At 59.6% G+C, this 25,171-nt stretch carries 22 protein-coding genes; 21 read left to right on the forward strand and 1 reads right to left on the reverse strand.

All coding sequences use genetic code 11. The annotated features are described in order from the left end of the window. Window positions 1-11: 11 nt before the first annotated feature. Entirely contained in the window at window positions 12-1,100 is a 1,089-nt protein-coding gene (locus F8O05_RS04000) for a polyprenyl synthetase family protein (protein ID WP_158051476.1), read from the reverse strand. Window positions 1,101-1,185: 85 nt separating this feature from the next. Here F8O05_RS04000 and F8O05_RS04005 point away from each other — a divergent pair, with 85 nt between their 5' ends. From F8O05_RS04005 to dnaE, 21 genes are all read left to right on the forward strand, one after another. Beyond that, window positions 1,186-1,590 (forward strand): DUF3040 domain-containing protein, encoded by a 405-nt coding sequence (locus F8O05_RS04005; RefSeq protein ID WP_158051477.1) that lies wholly within the window; start codon window positions 1,186-1,188, stop codon window positions 1,588-1,590. Window positions 1,591-1,922: 332 nt separating this feature from the next. Continuing rightward, complete coding sequence (gene mraZ / locus F8O05_RS04010) at window positions 1,923-2,354, forward strand: division/cell wall cluster transcriptional repressor MraZ (RefSeq protein WP_158051478.1); 432 nt, start codon at window positions 1,923-1,925, stop codon at window positions 2,352-2,354. 144 nt (window positions 2,355-2,498) lie between these two features. Continuing rightward, on the forward strand, window positions 2,499-3,467 hold the full coding sequence (gene rsmH / locus F8O05_RS04015) for a 16S rRNA (cytosine(1402)-N(4))-methyltransferase RsmH (protein ID WP_158051479.1): 969 nt from the start codon (window positions 2,499-2,501) through the stop codon (window positions 3,465-3,467). Continuing rightward, window positions 3,464-4,012: a hypothetical protein gene (locus tag F8O05_RS04020; protein ID WP_158051480.1), complete on the forward strand. Its 549-nt coding sequence runs from the start codon at window positions 3,464-3,466 to the stop codon at window positions 4,010-4,012. The genes rsmH and F8O05_RS04020 overlap by 4 nt, the downstream gene beginning before the upstream one ends. Before the next feature lie 64 nt (window positions 4,013-4,076). Continuing rightward, a complete protein-coding gene (locus F8O05_RS04025) occupies window positions 4,077-5,858 on the forward strand; it encodes a peptidoglycan D,D-transpeptidase FtsI family protein (RefSeq protein ID WP_158051481.1) in 1,782 nt (593 codons plus the stop codon). A 15-nt stretch (window positions 5,859-5,873) separates the two neighbouring features. Further along, window positions 5,874-6,989, forward strand: coding sequence for a Mur ligase family protein (locus tag F8O05_RS04030; protein WP_158051482.1), 1,116 nt, complete (start codon window positions 5,874-5,876; stop codon window positions 6,987-6,989). Beyond that, complete coding sequence (locus tag F8O05_RS04035; protein WP_158051483.1) at window positions 6,986-8,404, forward strand: UDP-N-acetylmuramoyl-tripeptide--D-alanyl-D-alanine ligase; 1,419 nt, start codon at window positions 6,986-6,988, stop codon at window positions 8,402-8,404. The genes F8O05_RS04030 and F8O05_RS04035 overlap by 4 nt, the downstream gene beginning before the upstream one ends. Continuing rightward, window positions 8,401-9,510 carry a phospho-N-acetylmuramoyl-pentapeptide-transferase gene (gene mraY / locus F8O05_RS04040; protein ID WP_158051484.1) on the forward strand — a complete coding sequence of 370 codons (1,110 nt, stop codon included), beginning with the start codon at window positions 8,401-8,403 and terminating at the stop codon, window positions 9,508-9,510. The genes F8O05_RS04035 and mraY overlap by 4 nt, the downstream gene beginning before the upstream one ends. Then, window positions 9,510-11,024: a UDP-N-acetylmuramoyl-L-alanine--D-glutamate ligase gene (murD, locus tag F8O05_RS04045; RefSeq protein ID WP_158051485.1), complete on the forward strand. Its 1,515-nt coding sequence runs from the start codon at window positions 9,510-9,512 to the stop codon at window positions 11,022-11,024. The genes mraY and murD overlap by 1 nt, the downstream gene beginning before the upstream one ends. Then, window positions 10,981-12,321: a putative lipid II flippase FtsW gene (gene ftsW, locus F8O05_RS04050; protein ID WP_158051486.1), complete on the forward strand. Its 1,341-nt coding sequence runs from the start codon at window positions 10,981-10,983 to the stop codon at window positions 12,319-12,321. Before murD ends, ftsW begins: the two co-directional genes overlap by 44 nt. Beyond that, a complete protein-coding gene (locus tag F8O05_RS04055) occupies window positions 12,318-13,400 on the forward strand; it encodes a UDP-N-acetylglucosamine--N-acetylmuramyl-(pentapeptide) pyrophosphoryl-undecaprenol N-acetylglucosamine transferase (protein ID WP_158051487.1) in 1,083 nt (360 codons plus the stop codon). The genes ftsW and F8O05_RS04055 overlap by 4 nt, the downstream gene beginning before the upstream one ends. 172 nt (window positions 13,401-13,572) lie before the next feature. Then, window positions 13,573-14,997, forward strand: a complete 1,425-nt coding sequence (gene murC / locus F8O05_RS04060) for a UDP-N-acetylmuramate--L-alanine ligase (protein WP_158051488.1) — start codon at window positions 13,573-13,575, stop codon at window positions 14,995-14,997. Window positions 14,998-15,000: 3 nt separating this feature from the next. Then, the gene (locus F8O05_RS04065) at window positions 15,001-15,792 is read left to right on the forward strand and encodes an FtsQ-type POTRA domain-containing protein (RefSeq protein WP_158051489.1); all 792 of its coding nucleotides are present in this window, start codon (window positions 15,001-15,003) and stop codon (window positions 15,790-15,792) included. A 245-nt stretch (window positions 15,793-16,037) separates the two neighbouring features. Continuing rightward, a complete protein-coding gene (gene ftsZ, locus F8O05_RS04070; RefSeq protein WP_158051490.1) occupies window positions 16,038-17,324 on the forward strand; it encodes a cell division protein FtsZ in 1,287 nt (428 codons plus the stop codon). Between the two features lie 9 nt (window positions 17,325-17,333). Beyond that, complete coding sequence (locus F8O05_RS04075; RefSeq protein ID WP_404811356.1) at window positions 17,334-18,062, forward strand: YggS family pyridoxal phosphate-dependent enzyme; 729 nt, start codon at window positions 17,334-17,336, stop codon at window positions 18,060-18,062. Between the two features lie 39 nt (window positions 18,063-18,101). After that, a complete protein-coding gene (locus F8O05_RS04080; protein ID WP_158051491.1) occupies window positions 18,102-18,629 on the forward strand; it encodes a cell division protein SepF in 528 nt (175 codons plus the stop codon). Between the two features lie 184 nt (window positions 18,630-18,813). Beyond that, entirely contained in the window at window positions 18,814-19,110 is a 297-nt protein-coding gene (locus tag F8O05_RS04085) for a YggT family protein (RefSeq protein WP_158051492.1), read from the forward strand. 158 nt (window positions 19,111-19,268) lie between these two features. Continuing rightward, complete coding sequence (locus F8O05_RS04090; protein WP_158051493.1) at window positions 19,269-19,982, forward strand: DivIVA domain-containing protein; 714 nt, start codon at window positions 19,269-19,271, stop codon at window positions 19,980-19,982. Between the two features lie 66 nt (window positions 19,983-20,048). After that, the gene (lspA, locus tag F8O05_RS04095) at window positions 20,049-20,624 is read left to right on the forward strand and encodes a signal peptidase II (protein WP_158051743.1); all 576 of its coding nucleotides are present in this window, start codon (window positions 20,049-20,051) and stop codon (window positions 20,622-20,624) included. Beyond that, complete coding sequence (locus F8O05_RS04100) at window positions 20,621-21,550, forward strand: RluA family pseudouridine synthase (protein WP_158051494.1); 930 nt, start codon at window positions 20,621-20,623, stop codon at window positions 21,548-21,550. Before lspA ends, F8O05_RS04100 begins: the two co-directional genes overlap by 4 nt. Before the next feature lie 109 nt (window positions 21,551-21,659). Then, window positions 21,660-25,166: a DNA polymerase III subunit alpha gene (gene dnaE, locus F8O05_RS04105; protein WP_158051495.1), complete on the forward strand. Its 3,507-nt coding sequence runs from the start codon at window positions 21,660-21,662 to the stop codon at window positions 25,164-25,166. The last annotated feature ends 5 nt before the right edge of the window (window positions 25,167-25,171 follow it).

Below are 25,171 nucleotides of genomic sequence, written 5' to 3' on the forward strand. Positions count from 1 at the left end.
TTGCCGGAGTGCTACTGCTCTCGGCGGGCAGCCTCAGTGGCTAGCTTTCGGAAGTGTTCCCGCGTGGTGTCGTCGAGGTCGATGGCAGCCATTGCGGTGAGCGCCTCATCCAGCCACTGCTGAATCTGCGTTTCGACGGCGTCGAGTGCTCCGCAGTCGCGGATGGCCTGCTGCATACGAATAATTTCATCCGCATGCAGGTCCTGTGCGCCGAGTCGCTGCTCGAAGAATGCCGCAGTTGTAGCATCCGCACGCTGATCGACTTCGGCGATGATGAGCGTGCGCTTTCCCTCGCGCAGATCATCACCGGAAGGCTTCCCGGTCACACGCTCATCGCCAAAGACGCTGATTACGTCGTCACGAAGCTGAAAGGCTAGCCCGAGAGGAAGGCCCATGGCGCGGATTTTTTCGACCAGGTCGTCATCGGCGCCAGCGAGCCGGGCGCCGATGACCAGAGGTGCTTCGACGGAATAGCGGGCGGATTTTGACGTCGCAATCGCAATTGCTCGATCGGCGCGATCTTGCGGCGCGATCTGTTGCCAGGAGAGTTCCGCCGCAACGTCAAGGTACTGTCCGGCAGTAACTTCGGTGCGCATCCGCGAGAATTCAGCGATCGCCCTCTGCCCGCGGCTGGTGCGGACGCGTGAGGCCGCCTCCAAACGAAGATCATCGCTCCACATGAGGAGCAGGTCGCCCGCCAGGATCGCTGCAGATAGTCCGAAGTGGTCGGCATCCCCCACCCAGCCCTGCTTTTGGTGCAGCGCTTCGAAGGCTCGGTGTGTTGACAGCTGACCGCGGCGGGTATCGGACCGATCGAGAATGTCGTCATGCACGAGGGCAGCCGCGTGAAAGAGTTCGAGTGCCGTAGCGGCATCGACAACCGCACGGCCGAGCTCCGGATCGGGGGCGCTCGGCGACATCCGTGCGCCGGCCGCGAGGAATCGTGCGCGGGTGCGTTTTCCCCCCGCGGTAAATGTGATCAGTTGGTCCATCACCGGGCCGAGCTCAGGGCTGAGTGATTCGAGGACGGGGCGGCGCTCGGCGAACAGCGCATCAAGCCGAGCGGACACAGACTCTACGAGGGGCAGACTTTCAGGCACTCCCTAACCTTATAAGGGTGTGAGGCCTACAATAGAGAGTCAGGGTTATAACCGCGGGATTTTTACCGCAGAGTGCGAGGGAATCATGGCACTGTCGGAGCAAGAGCAACGTCTGTTGGAGGAGATGGAGCGCAGCCTCTATCAAAACGACGCGGACGTGATGTCAACTACGCCCAAGGGCGGTCAAATGGCGTCAGCGAAGGCAATCACGATCATCGTGCTCTCGGTCGTAGTTGGTCTCGGCATTGTCGTCGCCGGGATCGCATCCTCGTACTGGTGGATTGGCCTAATCGGTTTTGTTGTCATGATCGCTGGTATCGTCTGGGCACTTCGCGGTGCGAATAACTCAGAGCTAGGTGAAGCCGCAGAATTCCCGTCCTCGGGCAGTGGACGCAACCCCGGTTCGAGCGCGAAGCCACGAAAGACTGGCGGTTCCTTTATGGACCGCGTCGAGGACCGCTGGGAGCGTCGTCAAGATGGCGACCTCTAACGGTTAGCAGGTGAGGGTGCAACAACTCGTCACGTAGACGCACCTCCACAACCCTCCCCGCATCCCTCCCGTTCGCCTTGGGGTCGATCAATCGATCGGCCCCAAGGCGTTTTTTGTGCCGTTTATCGACTGATGAGCCCAAGGAACGGCCCAGGTGAGCGCAGTCGTGAAGTTTCCCTCCACATCCCTCCCCGTGCGTACTGCCCAGCATTCTCAATGGAATTGTCAGGAAGTTACCCGGTCAGGATGTCCTTTTTCGGTAGCGTGTGGGGTGATGTGGAGTAAAGTGGGGGCATGTGGGAGCCCTGGGAGACGAGAGGAGGGCGATCGCGATGTTTCTCGGCACGTATTCGCCCAAACTCGACGACAAGGGGCGACTGATCTTGCCGGCGAAATTTCGTGAAGATCTCGCGGAAGGCGTTGTGCTCACGCGAGGGCAGGACCGATGCGTCTACGTGTTCTCCAGCAGTGAATTTGAGGGTTTCCACGCGCAGATTCGCCAGGCGCCGGTCACGAGCAAACAGGCCCGTGACTATCTCCGACTGTTGCTCAGCGCCGCTCACGCTGAGACGCCTGACAAGCAGGGGCGGATCACGATTCCGCCACAACTGCGGAAATATGCGGGTCTTGATCGCGAACTCGCGGTCATTGGTGCGGGGACTCGCGCAGAAATTTGGGATGCAACCGCATGGGATGCATACGTGGAGGCCAATGAGGCGGCCTTCTCTGAGACCGCTGAGGAGGTGATTCCGGGATTGCTCTAGCTCCTGTTCTGAGACCCCAAGCCGTTTCTCGCTCTGAGGCACCTTCCCCGGCAGCAGATCGAACATCCTGCGGCAATTTCGACAGCAGGTCGGAATGGCTCGGGCTCTGGGAACAGGAAGTGGGAAGAGAAATTCCCGAACATTATGAATGACGCACAGAACTTCAATGAGATTCACACCCCGGTGCTGGTCGACCGTGTGGTTGAGCTCGTGGCGCCAGCGCTGCAAGGTGAAAACGCGCTCTATGTGGATGGCACGTTGGGCATGGGCGGTCATGCCGAAGCGGTGCTGCGCGCCTGCCCCAACGCAAAACTGATCGGATTTGATCGGGATGCTGAAGCGATCGCCATTGCGCGTGAACGCTTGGCAGGTTTTGCTGACCGAGTGCAGACGGTGCACGCCGTCTACGACGAATTTGCGGACCGACTTGACGACCTCGGCGTAGCTGAAATTGATGCGGTCTTCTTCGACCTCGGGGTCTCATCCCTGCAGTTAGACGAGGCCGAGCGAGGCTTCTCTTATATGCAGGATGCCCCGCTCGATATGCGAATGAACCGAAGCGAGGGGATCACGGCGGCCGATCTCATCGCTGAACTCTCGGAAGCAGAACTGCGGGAACTGTTCTATCGCTACGGTGATGAGAAGCTTGCGCCGCGCTACGCCCGTGCCATCGTGGCGGCCCGCGAGATCTCGGCGATCGAGACTACCGGTCAACTCGTCGACATCCTGCAGAAAGCGACTCCAGCGGCCAAGCGAAATGCGGGGCATCCGGCTAAACGTGTTTTCCAAGCGTTGCGCATCCGCGTCAACGGTGAGCTTGACGCACTCGAGTCCGCGTTGCCCCAGGCCTTAGACCGCACTCGGCTCGGTGGTCGAGTCGTGGTGGAGGCGTATCAGTCGCTCGAAGACCGATTTGTGAAGCGGACGTTCAGCGAAGTTACGGAATCTTCGGCGCCGCGAGACCTGCCGTTTATCCCGGATGACATGCAGCCCGAATTCCGACTCCTGACAAGAGGCGCAGAACGTGCCACGGATGCTGAAGCCGAGCTCAACCCTCGTGCCAAGCCCGTGCGTTTGCGTGCGGTTGAGCGAATCCGGAGCCGCAAGTCATGAGCGCAGCACCACAGTCAGTACCTCAGCGGCCGCTACGCTCCGATGGCAGCGGCGGGCCGCGGCTCAGGCTTGTCGAGGGGCTGCGGAATGCGACGAAGGTTTCTTCTCGCGGTATTTGGATTGCCGTCGCGATCGTGATCGTGGCCTTTGCCGTGCAGTTATTCCTCTCCACGATCATCGTGGAGGATGCGTACCGAACGAGTGAACTGGAACAGCAGCATCTTGAACTCGAGCGCGAGCACACGGCAGCGCTGGAGAAATCAGATGCTCAGGATTCGCCGCAATATCTGGCGGAGCAGGCTACGGAGCTCGGGATGGTTCCGGCCGGAAGTAGCGTGTTTCTCGACCTGGAAAGCCAGACAGTAGTGGAAGGCGATACTCAGGTAGCGCCCCGCGCAGAAGTCGACGCCAGTCTCGTGCCGAATGCAGTGTTGAACCCGGCTGACGAAGATGAGCAGACGGAGGAGAACGGTGAGTCAGGTGAGAAAAAGACCGAATCTGCCGTACCTTCAGAGTTCGAAATGCACTCGCCGAGCACCCGGTAAATTTTCCTCGGTGAAGCAGTAATCGTGAGCGGGATGTGCATCCGTTCGCCGGAAGGGATCAGACTTGGCCAAGCCTCGCAAAGCCAACGTGCGGGCCATCCTTCCTATGTTTGCGGTGGCCATTGTGGTTGTCGTGTTTATCGGTCGGTTGGTGAGCCTGCAGGTCCTCGACGCGGCCGCGATCAACTCGGAAGCTGACGGCCGCCGGGGCGTGGTGCAGACGCTCTGGGGGACTCGCGGGTCCATCGTTGACACCAACGGTGCGGTCCTGGCCTCCTCAGTGGATCGCTTTGACATCACCTTTGCGCCAGTGAACATGAGCGACTACCCGGTGATCGATCCCGAAACCGACCAGGAAGTCACCGTCACGGTGGAAGAGTCACTGCAAAAAATTGCGGAAATCACCGATCAAGATCCGGCCGAGCTGCAGACCAGTGTGGATGCGATTATCGCCGGCGACCCGGAGTCACAGTTCGGCTATTTGGCCAGAATGGTGACGCTGGAGGAATTTCAGCAGGTTCGCGAGCTCCGCATCCCGTGGGTGTACGACGAACGGCACCCCGAGCGGGTGTATCCCAACGGGGCCGTTGGTGGAAGCATCACGGGGTTTCTTGGGAGCGATGGAACGCCGCTGGCGGGCTTGGAGCTCCAATATGACCAATGCTTGGCGGGCGCGAATGGTCAGGAAACCTATATTCGCTCGCGAGACAACGTGGCAATTCCAGGGTCGATCGTGACGCTCACGGAACCGACCAACGGCGGTACTCTGCAGACCACGCTCGATCTCGATACCGATTACATGATGCGGCAAATCCTCGCGGAGAACGTCGAGGCGATGGAAGCGAAATACGGCACCATCACCGTGGTCGAGGTTGAGACAGGCGAAATTCTCTCGGCAGCCGAGTACCCAGCGGTAGACCCCAACGATCCCTCGTCGGTGGATGCGGAGTATCGCGGCTCGCTCACCTTCACGGCGCCCTATGAGCCAGGCTCGATTATGAAGCCAATCACGGCGGCGTACACGTATGACAAAGGTGCCATCGACCCATTCGAGACCATCACGGTTCCGGATACCTGGCCGGGAAGCGAAGCGAACTTCAGTGACGACTCGCCTCATGATCCCGAAGAAATGAACCTCAACGGGGTCATGGCGCAATCATCCAACGTCGGAATCGTGCTGTACGGACAGCGGGTTGATGCGGCCAGCCGATACCAATATCTGCTCGACTTCGGTTTTGCGAATCAAACCGATGTGGGATTCATCGGTGAAGAGTCCGGCATCCTCTACGAGCCTGAGCAGTGGGACTCACACACCGCGCTGAGCATCATGTTTGGCCAGGGTATTTCGGTCACGGCGGCGCAGATGGCCAGTGCCTATCAAACGATTGCCAACGGTGGCACTTCGGAGTCACTCAAGCTCGTCAAGGGGTGCCTGCAGGAAGACGGAGAACTCACCGATGTTCCCGAGAGTTCTTCTAACCAGGTCATCTCTGCGGATGCCGCAGCGCTCACCCTGCAGGCCCTCGAGGCGACCGCCCAAGACAGCTGGCTCGCCGACGAGGTGGCGATTCCCGGGTATCGCGTGGGGATGAAAACGGGTACCGCTCAGGTGGTCAATCCGGAGACCGGTTTATATGAAGAAAACAGCTACATCACCTCGATGGCGGGGGTCGCACCCATCGACGATCCGAAGTACGTCGTGATCGTCACGCTCGCCAACCCGGTTAAGATCACTACTAGTGCTGCAACGGCCTCAGCCTGGCAACAGGCGATGTCGTACATGCTGACCTCGAATGATATTGCGCCCTCGCCAACACCATGGCCGCAGATCACGATAGAACCGTAACTCACGCAGGAAATCATGCCCGAACCCAGTCTTCGCCCACACCATCCCAGGGCGCGCATCCTCTCCGAGATGTGCGCCGAGTTTGGCTTAGAGCCACACACCGATGACTTTGATACCGAACAGATCGAAGTCACGGGAGTGGTGAGCGACGCGGATCGGGTTGAATCCGGTGACATGTTCGTGGCGGACATTGCCGCCGGACACAATCCCACCTCGCAGTTTGAGTTGGCGGTCGAACGCGGCGCCTCGAGCATCATGACTAATGCGCTTGGCGCCGAGCACGTGCAAGGAGACACAGTCCCCGTGCTGGTTGTTGAAGATCCGCGACTCGCACTCGGCCACATTGCGCGTTGGGTGTATCGAACTGATCCTGACTCGCCAAAACTCTTGGGCGTGACCGGTTCCCGAGGGAAAACCTCCGTGGTGTATCTCATCGACTACCTCCTGCAGACGCTGGGGGTCAAAACCGGAATGTCCACCAACCAGGAACGTCATGTTGGTGACGAACGTCTCGATGCCCGGGGCGTAGCTGCGGATGCTGATGAGCTCCACGCGATGCTCGCGCGGATGCATGAAGTCGGTGTGCATGTAGCCAGCGCGGAGCTTTCGACTCAGGCTGTCATTAGGCATAACTTTGCTGGCCTTTATTTTGACGTCGCCGGCTTTTTGAATTTTGAAGCGACAGCGGAACGGCCGGGAAGCCCTGATTCCAGCTTCGAAGCCCTCGTGGAGTTATTTTCGCCGGAACAGACCCGTCGCGGTGTGATCAACATCGACACCGAAGACGGTCAGCGATTGCTGGAAGAGACTCGCGTGCCAGTCAGCACAATTTCTATTCGAGAAGATGCTGGGGCAGACTGGTGGGTCTGCGCAGAACCGACCGAAACCGGCACACAGTTTTCAATGTACGGTCCCGATGACCGAGAACTCCACACGTGGACATCGCAAGAGGACCCCCACAGCGCCATCAACGCCGCAATGGCAATTCTGATGATCGATGGTGCCGGGTGGGATGTGGAACAGATGCAGGATGCGCTTGGTCGCGTGGACGGGATCCAGCTGGAGCCGCGAAGCCGCGAAACATTAGACGCAGAAGCACGGGGCAGAATGAGACAGGACGACAACTTATGATTCCGATGACGCTACGCGAGATCGCCGAGCGGATTGACGGCAGACTCCTCCTGGCTGAAGGCACCGGCGAGGGCGACATTATTCGTGGTCTCAGCGACACCGACTCCCGCAAGATCGGGACGGGCGATATTTTCTTTGCCAAGCCGGGGGAAGTGACCGACGGCCATCTCTATGCGCCCAAAGCCGTCGAAAACGGCGCCGCGCTCGCCGTGGTAGAGCGAGAACTTGAGTTGGGCATCCCACAAATCGTGGTTGACGATGTCGTCGCTGCCTTGGGCCAGCTCGCGACCGAAGTCGTGGAACGAGTCCGGCAACACGGCCGGATGCGGGTAGTGGCGGTCACAGGATCAAACGGCAAGACGACCACAAAGAACCTTCTGAAAGCAATATTTGAGCGGCACGGCAATGTCGTAGCTCCCATCGCATCCTTCAATAACGAAGTTGGTGCTCCGACCACTTTCCTGCAGGTCACTGAAGAGACCGACACGCTGATTGCCGAAATGGGCGCCAGCAAAGTCGGTGAAATTCGCTACCTCACGAATATGGCACGTCCGGACATTGGCATTGTGCTGATGGTCGGACTCGCTCATGCGGGCGAATTCGGTGGCATCGAGATGATCGAGAAAGCCAAAGCCGAAATGGTCGAAGCTCTCGGCGAGGGTGGCGTTGCGGTGCTCAACGCGGATGACCCACGTGTTGTGAAGATGGCGCAGAAGGCTCCAGGCGAAGTGGTCTGGTTCGGACGTGGCGAAAGCGCGCAGATCAGAGCCACCGACGTTGAAGTCTCGCAGCAGGGGACCCGCTTCGTGTTGCACTCACCAAATCACGATCCAGTGTCGGTGGAATTCTCGGTGATCGGGGAACACCACGTGATGAACGCATTGGCCGCCACTGCCGCCGCACACGCTGCGGGCATCCCAATCACCGATGTGGTGGAGGTGCTGACCACGGTCACTCGCGCCGAGCGCTGGCGCATGGAGGTGCTTACGCGCGAGCCAATCACGGTGATTAATGACGCGTACAACGCCAACCCAAACTCGATGGCGGCTGCGTTGCGCACGCTGGCACAGATCGCCAACCCCGGTCAGCGCACGGTCGCGGTGCTCGGGCAGATGTCGGAACTTGGCGATCAATCTGTGTTTGAACACGACAAACTTGGCGAATTGGCGGTGCGCCTGGGAGTTTCTCAAACCGTTGTAATCGGCCGTGACGCCCGGCCGCTGTACCTCGCCGCCGTGGCGCAGGGCAGCTGGGATAATGAGGCGACCTTTGCCGAGGACGCAGATGAAGCGTTCGATTTTCTGCGCGGATATTTGCAGCCCGGTGACCTCGTACTCGTCAAGTCTTCCAATTCGGCTGGCTTGCGTATGCTTGGTGACCGACTCGGCGACTATGTGAAGGGAACCCTCGCTTGATCGCAATTCTGATTGCCGGCGCGATCGGCATGTTGTTTACGCTTCTACTCACCCCCGTCTTCATCAAGATGTTCAACAGGCTCCGCTGGGGCCAGTACATTCGCGAGGATGGGCCGAAGGAGCACTACGCCAAGCGGGGTACGCCCACGATGGGCGGTATCGTCTTCGTGCTCGGCGCCACCATTGCCTATTTCTTGGCAGTGTGGCTCTCCGGTGAAGGACCAACAGCGGTTGGCTTGATCGTGCTCTTCATGATGCTTGGCCACGCCGTGATCGGCTTCATTGACGACTTCCTGAAGGTGCGTAAGCACCAATCGCTCGGTCTCGGTGGGTGGCAGAAAATCCTTGGCCAGGTAATCGTCTCCTCGATCTTTGCGCTCGTTGGCCTGCAGTTCACGAACGAGCAGGACATCCCACTCGTGTCGAGTGCCGTGTCCTTCATCCGTGACACCGACTTCAACTTCATGATGTTTGGTGCCCTGGCCGGCACCATCCTGGTCGTGATCTGGATTGTGCTGATCACCACGGCCACCTCGAACGCGGTCAACGTGACCGACGGTCTCGATGGGCTCGCCACCGGTGCATCCATTTTCGCGATCGGTTCGTTTGGCATTATCGGCTACTGGCAGTTCAACCAGGCCTGTGGCACGGACCGACTGAATTCTTCCGTGGTGCAAGCCTGCTATGAGGTGTACGCTCCGCTCGATATGGCGATCGTGGCCGCTGCGATTGTGGGTGCCCTCGTTGGCTTCCTCTGGTGGAACACCTCACCCGCACAGATTTTCATGGGAGACACCGGATCATTGGCACTCGGTGGCGCACTCGCCGCGTTCGCGATCCTCTCGCGTACGGAACTGCTGCTGCTCGTTATCGCTGGGCTGTTCGTGATCGACACCGGTTCGGTGATTGTCCAGCGCGCATACTTCAAGATCACCGGCGGCAAGCGCATCTTCCTGATGAGTCCAATTCACCACCACTATGAGCTCAAGGGCTGGGCTGAACAAACCGTCGTGGTTCGTTTCTGGACCGTTGGCGGGATCTTCGCCGTGATCGGTATTGCGATGTTTTACGCCGAGTGGTCGTTTATGAGTGGGGTGTTGACCTAATGTCGAATCGTTTGGATGCACTGACGAGTTGGCACAGCGACTGGCAGGGCCTGCGCGTCGCTGTTTTTGGCCTCGGCATGACCGGATTCTCTGTGGCCGATACCCTCGCCGAACTTGGTGCCGAGGTATTGCTGATTGCCGGAGCCCCGGATGAGGACCGGGAACGAATCCTTCAGGTACTCGGAGTGCCGGTCGTCATTGCAGCCTCGAAGGATGACGTACCCGAACAGCTGCGTGAATTCGGGGCCGATCTTGTGGTCACCTCACCCGGCTACCCGCCGCACCATGCGTTGCTGCAGTGGGCGGATGCGCAGGGCATACCCGTGTGGGGCGACATTGAGCTCGCGTGGCGGTTGCGCGACAAGGTCGGGGCACCATCGAAGTGGCTGCTCGTAACGGGAACTAACGGCAAGACGACGACAACGCAGCTTGCCGCGCACATGATCGCCGCCGGTGGAATTAAGGTGGCCCCGGCAGGAAATATCGGAATTCCGGTGCTCGATGCGGTGCGTGACCCAGAAGGCTTTGACGTCCTCGTGGTGGAGATCTCGAGCTATCAGCTCCACTACACCCACACCGTCGCACCGTGGGCCTCTGTGGTGCTCAATATCGCCCGGGATCACCTCGATTGGCACGGCTCATTTCAGGCTTATCGCGAGGCGAAAGGGCGAGCGTATGAGCGAACCCAGGTTGCTTGCATTTATAACCTCGGTGATCCGGAGACCGAGCGGCTCGTGGAAAACGCCGATGTTCAGGAAGGCGCACGAGCGATTGGATTCGGTACGGATGTGCCAGCCCGCAGCAATTTTGGTGTGGTCGATGGTGTGCTCGTGGACCGTGCGTTCCACGAAGATCGTGCCAATAGTGCCCTGGAGCTTGCCACCCTGGATGACCTGCGAAAGCGGCAACTCGCCTCGAAGCACCTCGTCGAAGACGTCCTCGCAGCGGCGGCACTAGCGAGGTCTTTGGATGTCTCGCCCGCTGACATTAACCGTGCAATTCTGAGCTTTACGCCCGACAATCACCGTAACCAGCTGGTACTGGACGCAAATGAAGTGCTTTGGGTTGACGACTCCAAAGCCACCAATGCTCATGCGGCGGATGCTTCGCTGCGGGCCTATCGCTCGGTCGTGTGGGTCCTCGGGGGCCTGCTGAAGGGCGTCAATATCGCCCCGCTGATTGCTTCGCATTCGGAGCGGATCAAGGCGGCTATCCTCATCGGCGTCGAGCGACTGGAACTGCGAGAGGCGTTCGCACAACACGCGCCCGAGGTCCCCGTCATTGAGATTGATGTCGAGGACAATGATGCGGTAATGCCGTTCGTGGTTCGGGCGGCGAAGAAGTTTGCGTCCTCGGGCGACACAGTTTTGCTTGCTCCGGCAGCAGCGTCAATGGATCAATTCGAGAGCTACTCGGATCGCGGCGATAAATTCCAGCAAGCGGTCCGTGATGCGGCACAGGAGGGAGAGGATGCAGATTCAGAACTCCCAGACCAGCCGTCCAACAACGCCTGAGTCGAAGCAAACCTCAACCACCTCCGGGCGGGCGTTTCGGATCTCGCTGCCGAAAACCAATACCCCCGCGAGCCTGAATTCGACGCTGCTCCTCGCGGTAGTGGCGTTGCTTGTGGGCTTCGGGCTGATCATGGTGCTCTCGAGCTCGGCCGTGGAGGAATTTGCCGCGGGACGGTCCTTTTCCAGCAAGTTCCTGAAGCAATTATTGTTCGCAGTCATCGGTGTGCCGGTCATGTTGATCATTTCGCGCATGCCGCTTCGCTGGCTCATTGGCAATTTAGCCTGGGTCGCACTGGCCGTGGTTTTTTTACTGCAGGTGTTGGTATTTACACCGCTCGGCGTAGAAATCAACGGAAACCGTTCCTGGCTGGACTTTGGCTTCACGACCGTACAGCCGGCAGAATTTGCAAAGCTGGCCCTGTGCATGTGGCTGGCCATGATGGTGACAAGACTCGGCAATCGCCTTGAGGATTGGCGCAAGTTCATCATCCCGCTGGTGGTACCGGTCGCTGTAGTGGTCGGACTCGCGCTTTTGGGAAAGGACCTCGGTACCGTGATGGTCCTCGGTGCGCTGGTCCTCGGTGCGCTGTGGTTCGGCGGGCTCAAGGGCAGGTACCTCACCGTCGGAACCCTGTTCGCCGTCGGTGGGGCCATCCTGATGGCGATCATTTCGCCTAACCGTGTCGCGCGCATCACGAGCTTCTTTACGGGCGACTGTGACTACGAGGGCTTGTGCTGGCAGACCTCTCACGGATTCTTCGCGCTGGCGCGAGGTGGCATTCTTGGTGTGGGCTTGGGCAACTCAACGGCAAAGTGGTCCTGGCTTCCCGAAGCCGACAACGACTACATTTTTGCGATCATCGGGGAAGAATTCGGCCTCGTTGGTGGCGCCGCGGTGATCTTGATGTTCGCCGTGCTCGGGGTCATCCTGCTGCGCATTTGGCGGCAGACTGAGACTCGGGCTGGGCGAGTGATCGTCGGTGGGGTGTTCAGCTGGTTCATTTTCCAAGCGTTTGTCAACATTGCCGTGGTGATTGGCCTATTGCCCGTACTCGGTGTGCCATTACCGTTTCTCTCGTCGGGTGGATCAGCCCTTGTGACCACGCTCGCGGCCGTGGGACTTGTGCTCGCTGTGGCTCGCGATAACGCCGCGCGCGAGAGTGAGCGAGCCGAAGCGCGTCGCAATCAGACGGGTACGAAGTGGCCGAAGAATAAAAAATCGGCAAAGAATGCTGCGGCAGACGTCACCAACCCACCACGTGCATCATCGTCTTCGAGAAAGCGGGCAAAAGCATGACGACCTACCTCCTCGCAGGCGGCGGAACTGCCGGACACGTCAATCCGCTGCTGGCGACCGCGGATGCGATTGTGGCCGAGCATCCGGACGCGGAAATCATCGTGCTGGGCACGCATGAGGGCCTCGAAACACGACTCGTTCCCGAGCGCGGCTATGAGCTCGTCACGATCGACAAAGTCGCTTTTCCGCGCAGCATCAACGCAGCGGCAGTGAAATTCCCGGTTAAGTTTCAGCGTGCCGTCAGACAGGTGCGTCGCTTGATTGCGGCTCGGGGTGTGGATGTGGTGATCGGGTACGGCGGATTCGCGTCGACACCCGCCTATGTCGCGGCCCGAAAGCGCGTACCGGTCATTGTCCACGAGGCGAACTCGGTGCCGGGACTGGCCAATAAGCTCGGAGCGCGTTGGGCGGCGGCGAGCGCGATCGTGTTTGCAAATACGCCGCTCGCAGGCGGCCAGGTGGTCGGAATGCCACTGCGCAAGGAAATCGCCAAACTTGATATACCGCAGGCCCGCAGGGAGGCTTACGACTACTTCGGGCTCGATCCGGCGCGAAAAACGCTCGTGGTCACCGGCGGCTCGCAGGGCGCCAAGCGCATTAATGAAACCATCCGCGAGCTTGCGCCACAAATTGTGGGGGAGCCACACGGTGAGAGTAGCTGGCAGATTTTGCACATCGTCGGTCGACTTTCACCGTTCGAGGATCCGGGCATCCCGCACTACCAAGTGATTGAATATTGCGATCGGATGGATCTCGCTCTCGCAGTGTCAGACTGCATCGTGTCGCGCGCCGGTTCGTCCACGGTTTCGGAGCTCGCTGCGCTCGGGCTACCCGCAATCTATGTCCCGTATGCGGTTGGTAATGGTGAGCAGGCGAAGAACATCGCATCCCTATTGGACGCCGACGCGGCGCTGATGGTTCACGACCGTGACTTCACCGCCGAGCACGCTGGGGCCACAATACTCTCGCTGCTTGCCGACGATGAGCGTCGTCGGCAGATTGGTGAGCGTGCGGCAAAGCTCGGCATCCGTGATGCTGCGGAGCGTATTGTCACGCTCATTGACGGCGCCTTGAAATAGGTGCACCTACTAAGCTGAGACGCTGCAGAATCACCCTGCAAAGCGGTAACGCGACAACGCCACACACGGCGACATCACAACACGGCGGCGCAATACCCAGGCGTCACGCGCACCAACAACCCCGACCGGAGCGGTCGAGCGAGAAATCGCATACAGAACGAGGAGCATCCAGTTGATTAGTCCTGACGCGAACGCCCAGATCCCCGACACGATCTCGAAAGCTCATTTCATCGGGATCGGTGGTTCGGGGATGAGCGGCATCGCACGCATGTTCCTCGGCCACGGACTTCGTGTGAGTGGCTCTGATCGCTCGGGTAACGCCGCCACCGAACAGCTCGCTGAACAGGGTGCCGATATCAAAATTGGCCATGCTGCCGAAAACCTCGCTGACGATGTAGACACGGTTGTGGTCACTTCTGCACTTTGGCCGGACAACCCGGAACTCGTCCTCGCAAAAGAACGAGGTCTGAATATCCTGCACCGGTCGCAGGCCCTGGTGTGGTTGTCCCGAGGCGCACGAGTGATCTCGGTTGCCGGGGCGCACGGTAAGACCACGTCAACCGGCATGATTGCAAGTGCGCTGCTGGAACTCGGAGCGGACCCTAGCTTTGTTAACGGGGGAGTGATCCAGTCACTCGGCACAAATGAACACCTCGGTAAAGACCGCGAATTTCTCGTCGAAGCGGACGAGTCGGATGGTTCATTCCTGTTCTATGACACCGCAATCGCGCTGATCACCAACATCGACAATGACCACCTCGACCACTATGGGACCGCGGAAGCCTTCGACGCCGCCTTCCGGGCCTTCGCCGATCGGGCATCCGAGGCGGTCATTATTTCGGCCGATGACCCGCAAGCGGTCGAGCTCACCCCAACACTGACACACCGCAGAGTCACCACATTCGGTGAGGCAGCAAATGCCGATGTACGAGTCAGCGGTATCGAGCCGACCGGTACCGGTGTGCGCTTCACCGTGAGCGCTGGTGAAGAAAGCGCCAGCGGTGAGCTCAGTGTTCCCGGTCACCACAATGCTCTCAACGCAGCTGGTGCGGTGGCGGTGCTGTTGGAGCTCGGGTACTCGCTGGCAGCGTCGGTTTCGGCGCTGCGCGCGTTCGGTGGCACCAAGCGACGCTTTGATCTCCAGGGCGTGATCGCCGGGATCTCCGTCTACGACGATTACGCTCATCACCCCGCCGAAGTTGAAGCTGCACTGAGTGCGGCACGGACTGTTGTGGGGGAGGGTCGCCTCATCGCGGTGCACCAGCCGCACCTGTATTCCCGCACCCAAGCGATGAGCGATGTGTTCGCGGAAGTGTATGAACGGCTGGCTGATCACACCATCGTGCTCGACGTGGATGGGGCCCGAGAGGACCCGGTTCCAGGTGTCACCGGGGAATATGTCACCCGTGAATTCAAGAATCCCGACCTCGTGGAATACCAGCCAGAATGGCCAAATGCGGCGGCAGCGGCAGCGGCTTGGGCGAAACCGGGTGACTTCATCATCACGCTCGGTTGCGGCAATGTCTATCGGATTGTGCCGCAGCTGCTCGAGGCGCTCGAGGAGGCCACCAAGACGGGTCCAAACGAGGACGCCTAAATCGTGGGCAAGGAAGAACCGGAAGCGGAAGAGCGCGTCGGACTCTTCGCTGTTTGGCGGGCGAGCTTGACGCGCCGCCAGCTTGAGCGGAAGGAAGTTCGACGTTTCACCCGTGGTCGCAGACGCGCGCTCACCGCGTGGCTGATCACGGGCGGCACGGTTTTTTTCCTCGCTGTGTTTGTGGCAGTGGCAGTATTTTCACCGATCATGTCGGTGAGAGAAATTCGGGTGGAGGGCACAGAGAACCTGGATGCAGAAGCGGTCGCCGAAGCTCTTGCCTCATTGGAAGGCAAGCCTCTGGCACAGCTGACCGCCGCGGACGTGGGAGCGCAACTGGAGCAGTTTGTGCTGGTGCAGAGCTATTCCGTGCAGCGACAACCGCCTTCGGAACTGGTGGTGCAGATCGTTGAGCGAATTCCCGTGGGTGTTACCGTGACAGATGATGAGGTCACCGTGGTGGATGCCGCCGGTGTCTCGCTCTGGATGGATGCGGCGGCAGTTGATTCGCTGCCAACTATCACGGTGGCTGCAGGCCCCGACTCTGAAGCTTTTTCGGGTGCTGCAATGGTGTCCTTGGCGCTGCCGGTCGACCTGCGGATGCAAGTGGCAACCATTACCGCGAGTTCGGCAGAAGACGTGCAGCTGACGATGCGAGACGGCACACAAGTTCTGTGGGGAAGCGTTTCCGATACTCCCCGGAAGGCGGAGATCTTTGCGGCGTTAAAAGCCGCCACTGAAGATGAGGGCGTGAGCGTGTATGACGTCTCGAGCCCAGAGCATCCGGTAACGCGATAGGGCGACTCGGAATGGAGTTCGGACGCGGAGCAATGGGCCGGAAAGTTTCAACCCCAGGTTGAAGCGATCTTTCTGACTCGGGCAACACGCGCAGGGTCACAAGCCTGTTGGCGGCATTCCGCCATAACGTTGCCAACAGAACACCACCCGACCGAAGACTCTAACCTTAAACCGCAGCTTAAAGGTTTGCAAAACCCACAAGCGGGGAATCGGGAGAGTACCGACCACGACAAGGGGACTGTCACGTGTCGAATAACAGCTCACAAACCAACAACTACCTCGCCGTCATCAAAGTTGTCGGTGTCGGCGGTGGCGGTGTCAACGCCGTCAATCGAATGATCGAAATTGGCCTGCGTGGCGTCGAATTCATCGCGATCAACACCGACGCCCAGGCACTATTGATGTCGGATGCTGACGTCAAACTCGACGTCGGTCGCGAGCTCACGAAGGGCCTTGGGGCCGGCGCTGACCCCGAGATTGGTCGTCGCGCTGCCGAGGATCACGTAGAGGAGATCGAAGAGGCACTTGCGGGGGCCGACATGGTCTTTGTGACCGCCGGTGAAGGTGGCGGTACCGGTACGGGTGGTGCGCCCGTGGTGGCGAGAATTGCAAAATCCATCGGTGCGCTCACTATCGGTGTCGTGACCAAACCGTTTAGCTTTGAGGGCCGTCGCCGTATGGACCAAGCTGAGCAGGGCGTTGCTGCACTCAAGGAACAGGTCGACGCACTCATCGTTGTCCCCAACGACCGGTTGCTGGCCATTAGTGACCGCGGCATTTCCATGCTCGAAGCATTTGCGACCGCCGACCAGGTACTCCTCGCCGGTGTCCAGGGCATTACGGACCTCATTACCAACCCCGGCGTGATTAACGTGGACTTCGCCGATGTGAAGTCGGTCATGCAGTCTGCGGGTTCGGCACTCATGGGGATCGGTACCTCGCGCGGCGCGGATCGTTCCGTGAAGGCCGCCGAGCTCGCCGTTGCCTCACCGCTGCTGGAATCCTCCATTGAGGGAGCGCACGGCGTGCTGATGTCGGTGCAGGGTGGCTCGAACCTCGGCATGTTTGAGGTTGCCGAAGCGGCACAGCTGGTTCGGGATGCGGTCCACGAGGGCGCGAACATTATCCTCGGTACCGCAGTCGATGACACACTCGGGGACGAAGTCCGCGTCACGGTGATCGCTGCGGGCTTCGACGGTGGATCGCCGAAGGCTCGCACCGATGAGGCTGATGCCAGCGTCACCCTGCAGGACACCCTCGGTGCCATGCTGCCGCGAAACAACGAACTGCCGACGGTAGAAGAGGCAACCTCGCGCAACCAGGCGGAACCCGCATCCGCGCCAGAAGAGGTCGCTGCGCCCGTTGCGCAGGAAGCCGAAAAGAAGGCATCTCCCGCAGAGGAGGCCCCTCCACGTTTGGGACAAAGCCCAGCCTGGTCGACGGCGGAAGCGCCGACGATCACCCCGCGCAACGGTGAACCCCGCTACACCGATGAAGATGCAGATCTCGACATTCCTGAGTTCTTGCGATAGATCGGCGGGATGTTCTTGAGTGAGGACAACATGAGCCAGGCGTATTCCGGGGGGGACCTCGCAATGCGCCTGGCTGCGGTTCGGCAAGAGATTGACGACGCCGTCCGCGCGGCGAACCGGCACCCTGATGAGATCACCCTGATTACGGTGACGAAGTACCACCCGGTGGCGTTGCTGGATGCCCTGTATGCGCTTGGCGTGCGTGACTTCGGCGAGAATCGTCACCCGGAGTCGCGGAACAAAGCCGAGCACCTGCACGAGCGATATCCGGATGCGCGACTGCATTTCATTGGACAACTGCAGCGCAATAAGGCACGCCAGGTCGGCAGGTATGCGGACTGCATCCAATCCATCGATCGCATCGAATTGGTCGAGGCACTCGCCAAATTGGAGCGCGAACCGAATGCGCCACTCGAGGTTGCCATGCAGCTGTCACTGGACGGCGATACCGCGCGTGGCGGTGTGCCGGTGGCCCAGGCAGAGGCCCTGGCGGAGGCGATTGCTGCGACACCCACGCTGCGCCTGTGCGGGGTGATGGCGGTGGCACCGCTTGAGGCCAATGCCGAGGAAGCATTCGCGTCCACTCGAGAAGCCTCTGAGCGAATCCGGAAGATTGTGCCCGAAGCCACCATGCTGTCGATGGGCATGAGCCACGACTTTCGTTCAGCAATTTCACAGGGTGCGACACACCTTCGAATTGGCACGGCAATCACCGGAAAACGCCCGGATCAGCCGTAACGTAGGTTCACAGCACGCACACCAACAGGAGGCAGCAGAATGGCCAATCCACTTCGCAACGCCATGGTTTACCTGGGGCTCGCCGAAGAGCAAGAGGAAACCCACGTCCCGTCGGAGTCACGCGAGCGCGAACGGCAACAAGTGATTCCAACGGAGAGTGTCGAACCGACTCCACGCGAGGAACGCCCAGCACCGGTGACCCCGATTAATCGAGCTGCGGCAGAACGTCCCGAGTCGACGCTCGTGAACAAGCCAAAACCAGTACCTACCCCCAGCGCAGTTGGAGCGATGAACGAAATCCTGACCGTCCACCCGAAGGCCTATGACAAGGACGCACAGCTCATCGCTGAGTCTTTCCGTGATGGCGTACCGGTGATTATGAACCTGTCGCAGATGACTGATGCAGATGCCCGTCGCATCATTGACTTCGCGTCGGGCCTGACCCAGGGTCTGCTCGGAAAAATTGAGCGAGTCACCAACCGCGTATTCCTGCTCACGCCCGAACACGTCAATGTTCAGGGCGATGAAGCAAACCCGTCGAACGAGGATCCGACCTTCTTCGCATAGCCGCTGGTAGCTGCCGCTAACGCGCGAGTTTTCACTGCGTGCTCACGCCATGCGCGTATCGACCGATACGCGCATGGCGTGATTTTGATTTCACAAGATCAGACTCTGGCTGGAAGAATAGAGCTACACCCGTCTTCTCTTCGAGTTCGGAGATGAGGGCCACGACCCAGAAAGACCACTCACGTTGGCGATTATCGGACACGCGCTGCTTTTCCTGATTAACCTGTACACACTCGTAATGTGGGGTCGACTCATTCTCGACTGGGCAATGGTGCTCGTGCCGAGCTTCCGACCCAAGGGGCCAATTCTGTTGCTGGCGGAGGTTGTCTACACCCTGACTGACCCACCGCTGAAATTTATTCGCCGATGGATCAAGCCGCTGCGAATCGGGCAGATTGCCCTCGACCTAGCGTGGATCGTGCTACTCATTAGCCTCACGGTGCTGTCTTGGATCGTAAGAATTATGTTCTTTTCCATCTAAGAGACCGCTTAACTGCGGCAACAATGTGACGTGCGGGGCAATTGTGCCGTAATGTGAACGGTACGTTGTTTCTAGGCACCGCCTAATTACTACGCCCTACACGGATTTCTCGCGATAGGGTTTGATCACTGACCGCAAGCCGCAAAGAAAGGGCCGCCATGGCACTGACTCCGGAAGACGTTGTCAACAAGCGCTTTCAACAGACCAAGTTCCGGGAAGGCTATGACCAGGACGAGGTAGACGACTTCCTTGACGAGGTCGTAGAAGAACTTCGCCGCCTGACCTCCGAGAATGAGCAGCTCCGCGCTGAGAACGAGGAACTCCGTGCCGGTGCTGGCGCAGGCGCTGCTCCCGCTCCCGTCGCTGAACCGACCCCAGTGGTTCAGGAAGCCGCTCCAGTCGAACCTGTTGCTATTGCTCCTGCTCCGGCTGCTGTGCCGGAAGGTGGCGACGAAACGGAAAGCTCGCAGTCGCTCCTGGTGCTTGCCCGTCGTTTGCACGACGAGCACGTCGCAGAAGGTACTCGCAAGCGGGACCAGCTCGTTGCAGAGGCCGAGTCGCGCTCCTCGAAGCTCATCCAGGATGCCGAGAATGAGTCTCGTCGCCTGCAGGAAGAGTCCGAAGCCCGTGCACAGCAGATCGTCACCGAGGCGGAGCAGCACGCGCAAAAGGTTGTCGGCGATGCAGAAACTCGCGAGCGCGAGATCACCACTTCGCTCGAGACTGCAAAGTCGAAGCTTGAGGAGCGAATTGAAGAGCTTCGACTCTTTGAGCGTGACTACCGCACCAACCTGCGCAGCTACATTGAGAGCCAGCTGAACGACCTCAACGCCGCAAACAATGAGTTCGACAGCGCCGCGGGTGCTCAATAGTCACGAGTGAGCACTTCAAGTAACCCTTCCCGACCGCGATCGTCTGTCCACTTGCCCACCGTGGCAATGTTGACAACGATCGCGGTCGCGGTGTTTGCCGCTGATCAGCTGGTCAAGCAACTCGTCGTCAGCAATATGCGCGAGGGCGAGGTCATTGATGTCATTGATGGCGTGTTGCAGTGGTATTTCGTCCGTAACTCCGGCGCCGCATTCTCAATGGCCTCCGGCCAAACCTGGCTGCTCACGATTGTCGCCCTCGCGGTCATTGTGGCGGTGATCGTACTCTCGCGCAGGATTCATTCGGCACGCTGGGCGGCGGTATTCGGGCTCGTACTCGGGGGAGCGCTCGGTAACCTCTTCGATCGACTCTTCCGTGAACCGGGCTTTTTTCGCGGTCACGTCGTTGATTACATTTCCACGCCATGGCTGATACCGGCGATCTATAACATTGCCGATATTGCGATCGTGGTGGGCATGATCTTCTTCGTGCTGTTGACGATCCTCGATGTGCGCCTCGACGGTACGCGGCCAAAACGAGTGAAGGAGACCGCGGGCGACGCTGATTCCGAGGGCGCAGTGGAGTCGAGTGAGGCAGAGTCGAGTGCGGCAGAGGATCCGACTGACCGGACGGAGTCCGCATGACCGAGTCTCGAATGGTGCCCGTCCCGGATGGGCTCGATGGTCAGCGGGTGGATTCCGGAGTCTCCAAACTGCTCGGGTTGAGCCGATCAAAAGTCGCCCAGATCGCCGAGTCCGGCAATATCCTGCTCGACGGCCGAGCCGTCGGAAAATCTGATCAGCTGGTGGCCGGGGCCATGCTTGAAGTTTCGTGGGAAGCCGATCGACCGCTCGCCATCGAGCCGATTGAAGTTCCCGAATTGGAAATCGTGCACGATGAGCCGGCGTTCGTCGTGGTGATGAAGCCGGTCGGCGTGGCGGCGCATCCATCCGTGGGGTGGACCGGACCCACGGTCCTCGGCGCACTTGCGGCAGCGGGGTTTCGAATCACCACCTCGGGTCCGCCGGAACGCCACGGCATTGTGCATCGTCTCGATGTGGGCACCTCGGGGCTCATGGTCGTGGCCAAAATGGAGCGCTCGTATTCGGTGCTCAAACAGGCGTTTCGTGATCGGACCGTGGAGAAGGTGTATCACGCGGTGGTGCAGGGGCTGCTTGACCCCTTGGAGGGCACTATTGATGCGCCCATCGGCCGCGCCCCCGGGGCAACGTGGAAGTTCGGGGTGGTTGCTGACGGCAAGCCGTCGATCACGCACTATGAGACGCTGGAAGCTTTCCGGCGCGGTTCCCTGGTCGAGATTCACCTCGAGACGGGGCGTACGCATCAGATTCGCGTGCACATGTCGGCGCAGCATCACCCCTGCATGGGCGATCCGCTCTATGGCGCTGACCCCAAGCTTGCTGCCGCTCTCGGCCTCGAGCGCCAGTGGCTGCACGCGGTCGGACTCGGCTTTGCGCATCCATATTCTGGCGAATGGGTGCAGTTTGAGTCGGAGTATCCGGCCGATCTGCAACACGCCCTCGACACGCTCCGTACCGGCACACTGTAGCCGATATCGCGCCGATTGGCGGCGTCGTGGTGGGTCGGTGCGGATTGCCGCTCACTACGATGGACTCGGCTACTAGGCTGGGTAGTTCATTTCGCTATGGAGGAACATCTTGGGCTCGTCGGACTCATTCGTACATCTGCACAATCACACCGAGTACTCAATGCTCGATGGTGCGGCCAAGATCGAAGAACTCATCAAGACGGCTGCGGAAATGGGTATGCCGGCGGTTGCCACGACCGACCACGGCAATATGTTCTCCGCCTACGAGTTCTATAAGACGGCGAAGAAATACGACATCAAGCCGATCATCGGCACCGAAGCATATCTTGCTCCCGGCACACACCGCAGCGACAAGACTCGAGTGAAATGGGGAAACGGCGGCGGCGACGATGTCTCCGGTGGTGGTGCATACACGCACATGACCATGCTTGCCGAGACCACCGAGGGGATGCACAACCTCTTTCGGCTTTCGAGCTACGCCTCGATTGAGGGGCAGTATTTCAAACCGCGAATGGACCGCGAACTCCTGCAGAACTATGGCAAAGGCGTCATTGCCACGACCGGCTGCCCGTCGGGGGAAATCCAGACCCGGCTGCGGCTTGGCCAATACGACCTTGCTATCCAAGCGGCATCCGAGTTTCAAGACATTTTCGGGAAAGAAAATTTCTATCTCGAACTGATGGACCACGGTATCTCGATTGAACGTCGAGTCCGAGATGATCTGCTCAAGCTCGGTAAAGAGCTAAATATCCCGCACCTGGTGACCAACGACCTGCACTACACCCACAAAGAGGATGCGGTCCACCAGGAAGCCCTGTTGTGTGTGCAATCGGGCTCGACGCTGAACGACCCGAACCGCTTTAAATTTGACGGTGAGGGGTACTACCTCAAATCGGCAGAGCAGATGCGGCACGAGTTCCGTGACTTCAAGGAGGGCTGCGATAACACGCTGCTAATTGCCGAACGCTGTTCGGCCGAGTTCGATGAGAACGCGAACTACATGCCCGTGTTTCCCGTACCCGAGGGGGAGACCGAGGCCACCTGGTTCAAGAAGGAAATCGAGCGGGGCCTCCACTACCGCTACGGCGATTCAATTCCGGACGATGTGCGTGAACGTGCCGACTACGAACTCGGGATCATCACCCAGATGGGATTCCCCGGCTACTTCCTCGTAGTCGCCGACTACATCGAATGGGCAAAGAACAACGGCATTCGAGTGGGGCCCGGTCGCGGTTCCGGTGCGGGATCGATGATCGCCTATGCACTTCGCATCACCGATCTCGACCCGATCGAACACGGCCTGATCTTCGAGCGCTTCCTGAACCCCGACCGCGTTTCGATGCCGGACTTCGACATCGACTTTGACGACCGTCGCCGCCTCGAAGTCGTGAAGTACGTCACCGAGAAATACGGTTCGGAACGAGTCGCCCAGATCGTGACCTACGGCACGATCAAGTCTAAGCAGGCGCTGAAGGATGCATCCCGGGTGCTTGGCTACCCATTCTCGGTCGGTGACCAGCTCACCAAAGCGATGCCCGCCGCAGTCATGGGCAAGGACATCCCGCTCGCAGGCGTGTATGACCCCGACCACCCGCGCTATAAAGAAGCCGGGGAAATGCGTACGGTCATTGACTCGAACCCCGATTTTCAAAAGGTGTTTGAGACAGCGCGCGGTATTGAAGGGCTGAAACGCCAGTGGGGTGTGCACGCCGCCGGTGTGATCATGTCTTCGGACCCGATCATCGACGTGATCCCGCTCATGAAGCGCGAGCAGGACGGTCAGATCGTCACTCAGTTCGACTATCCGGCCTGCGAATCGCTCGGCCTGATCAAAATGGACTTCCTGGGGTTGCGAAACCTCACGATCCTTTCGGATGCGCTCGAGAACATCGAGTCCAACCAGGGGATCGAAATCGATCTCGAGCGCATGGAACTCAACGACCCGGAGACCTATCAGCTCTTGAGCCGTGGCGACACCCTGGGCGTGTTCCAGCTCGATGGTGATGGTCTGCGGAGTCTGCTGCGGCTAATGAAGCCGGACAACTTCAATGACGTCTCGGCAACCATTGCGCTTTACCGCCCTGGCCCGATGGGCGCTAACTCGCACACGAACTATGCGATGCGCAAGAACGGCCAGCAGCCGATCACGCCGATTCATCCGGAACTGGAAGAGTCGCTGGACGAGATTCTTGCGGAATCCTACGGGCTGATCATCTACCAGGAGCAGGTGATGGCGATCGCGCAGAAGGTCGCCGGGTACACGCTTGGTCAAGCCGACCTGCTGCGTCGGGCGATGGGCAAGAAAAAGAAGGCCGAACTGGACAAACAGTTCGACGCATTCAAATCCGGGATGAACACCAATGGCTTCTCGGACGCCGCGGTGCAAGCACTCTGGGATATCCTGCTGCCGTTCTCGGACTACGCATTCAACAAGGCCCACTCGGCCGCATACGGTGTGGTGTCCTACTGGACGGCCTACCTCAAGTGCCACTATGCGCCGGAGTACATGTCGGCACTGCTTACCTCGGTGGGTGACTCGCGTGACAAGCTCGCGGAATACCTCAATGAGTGCCGTCACATGCGCATCGCGGTGCTCCAGCCCGACGTCAATGAATCTACGCTGCGCTTCCGCGCGGTGGGGAAAGACATTCGTTTCGGCCTCGGGGCCGTGAGGAACGTAGGCGCGCAGGTCGTCGCCGACATTGTCGCGGAGCGTGAAGAAAATGGGCCGTTCAGCTCCTTCCACGACTTCCTCAAGCGCTGCTCGCTGAACGTACTGAACCGACGCACGATCGAGTCGCTCATTAAGGCCGGCGCGTTCGACTCGATGGGCTACACGCGCCGCGCGCTGGTAGAAATCCACGAGGATGCGATCGACGCGGCAGTCTCACGGAAACGTAATGAGGCCCACGGTCAGGTCGACTTGTTTGCCGGACTCATGGACTTTGAAGAGGAAGAGTCGGTCGTCCCCGAACGGCCCGAGTTCACCCGCCGTGACAAACTCGCCTTCGAGCGCGACATGCTGGGCCTGTATGTCTCGGACCACCCGCTCAAGGGTCTCGAGGTAGAACTCTCGAAACTCGGTGCCATGCCGATTCTGAACCTGCTCGGCGATACGCATGTCAAGGATGGCGAAGAAGTCCAGATCGCGGGCCTTTTGACCACAGTGCAGCACCGCATTGCGCGAAACTCCGGGAACCCCTACGCCATGGTGTCCATCGAGGACTTCGGCGGCGAGATTTCGGTGATGTTCCTCGGCAAGACCTACACGGAATACTCCACGGAGCTCGTCAGCGACACTATCGCGGTAATTCGCGGACGGGCGCAGCAGCGAGATGACGGGCTCAGTATCACTGCGAAGAGCATTACTATCCCGCACCTGACGGTTGGGGAAGACAAGCCGGTGACGTTGACGCTCGCGGATACCCTCGCCACCGAGTCGTTGATCGAGCAATTAGATGAGTTGCTACGGCGAAATTCGGGGGAATCGGAGGTTCGCCTGCGGTTAGAAACCGCGACGTCGATTCGGAAGTTTGAACTGCCCCACCGGGTCGAACCGGGATCGGCACTCTATTCGGAACTTGCGGCCCTACTTGGACCTGGAAGTGTTGACTAACTCGA

This window comes from Gulosibacter chungangensis (genome assembly GCF_008831155.1).
In the GTDB taxonomy this organism is placed as follows: Bacteria; Actinomycetota; Actinomycetes; order Actinomycetales; family Microbacteriaceae; genus Gulosibacter; species Gulosibacter chungangensis.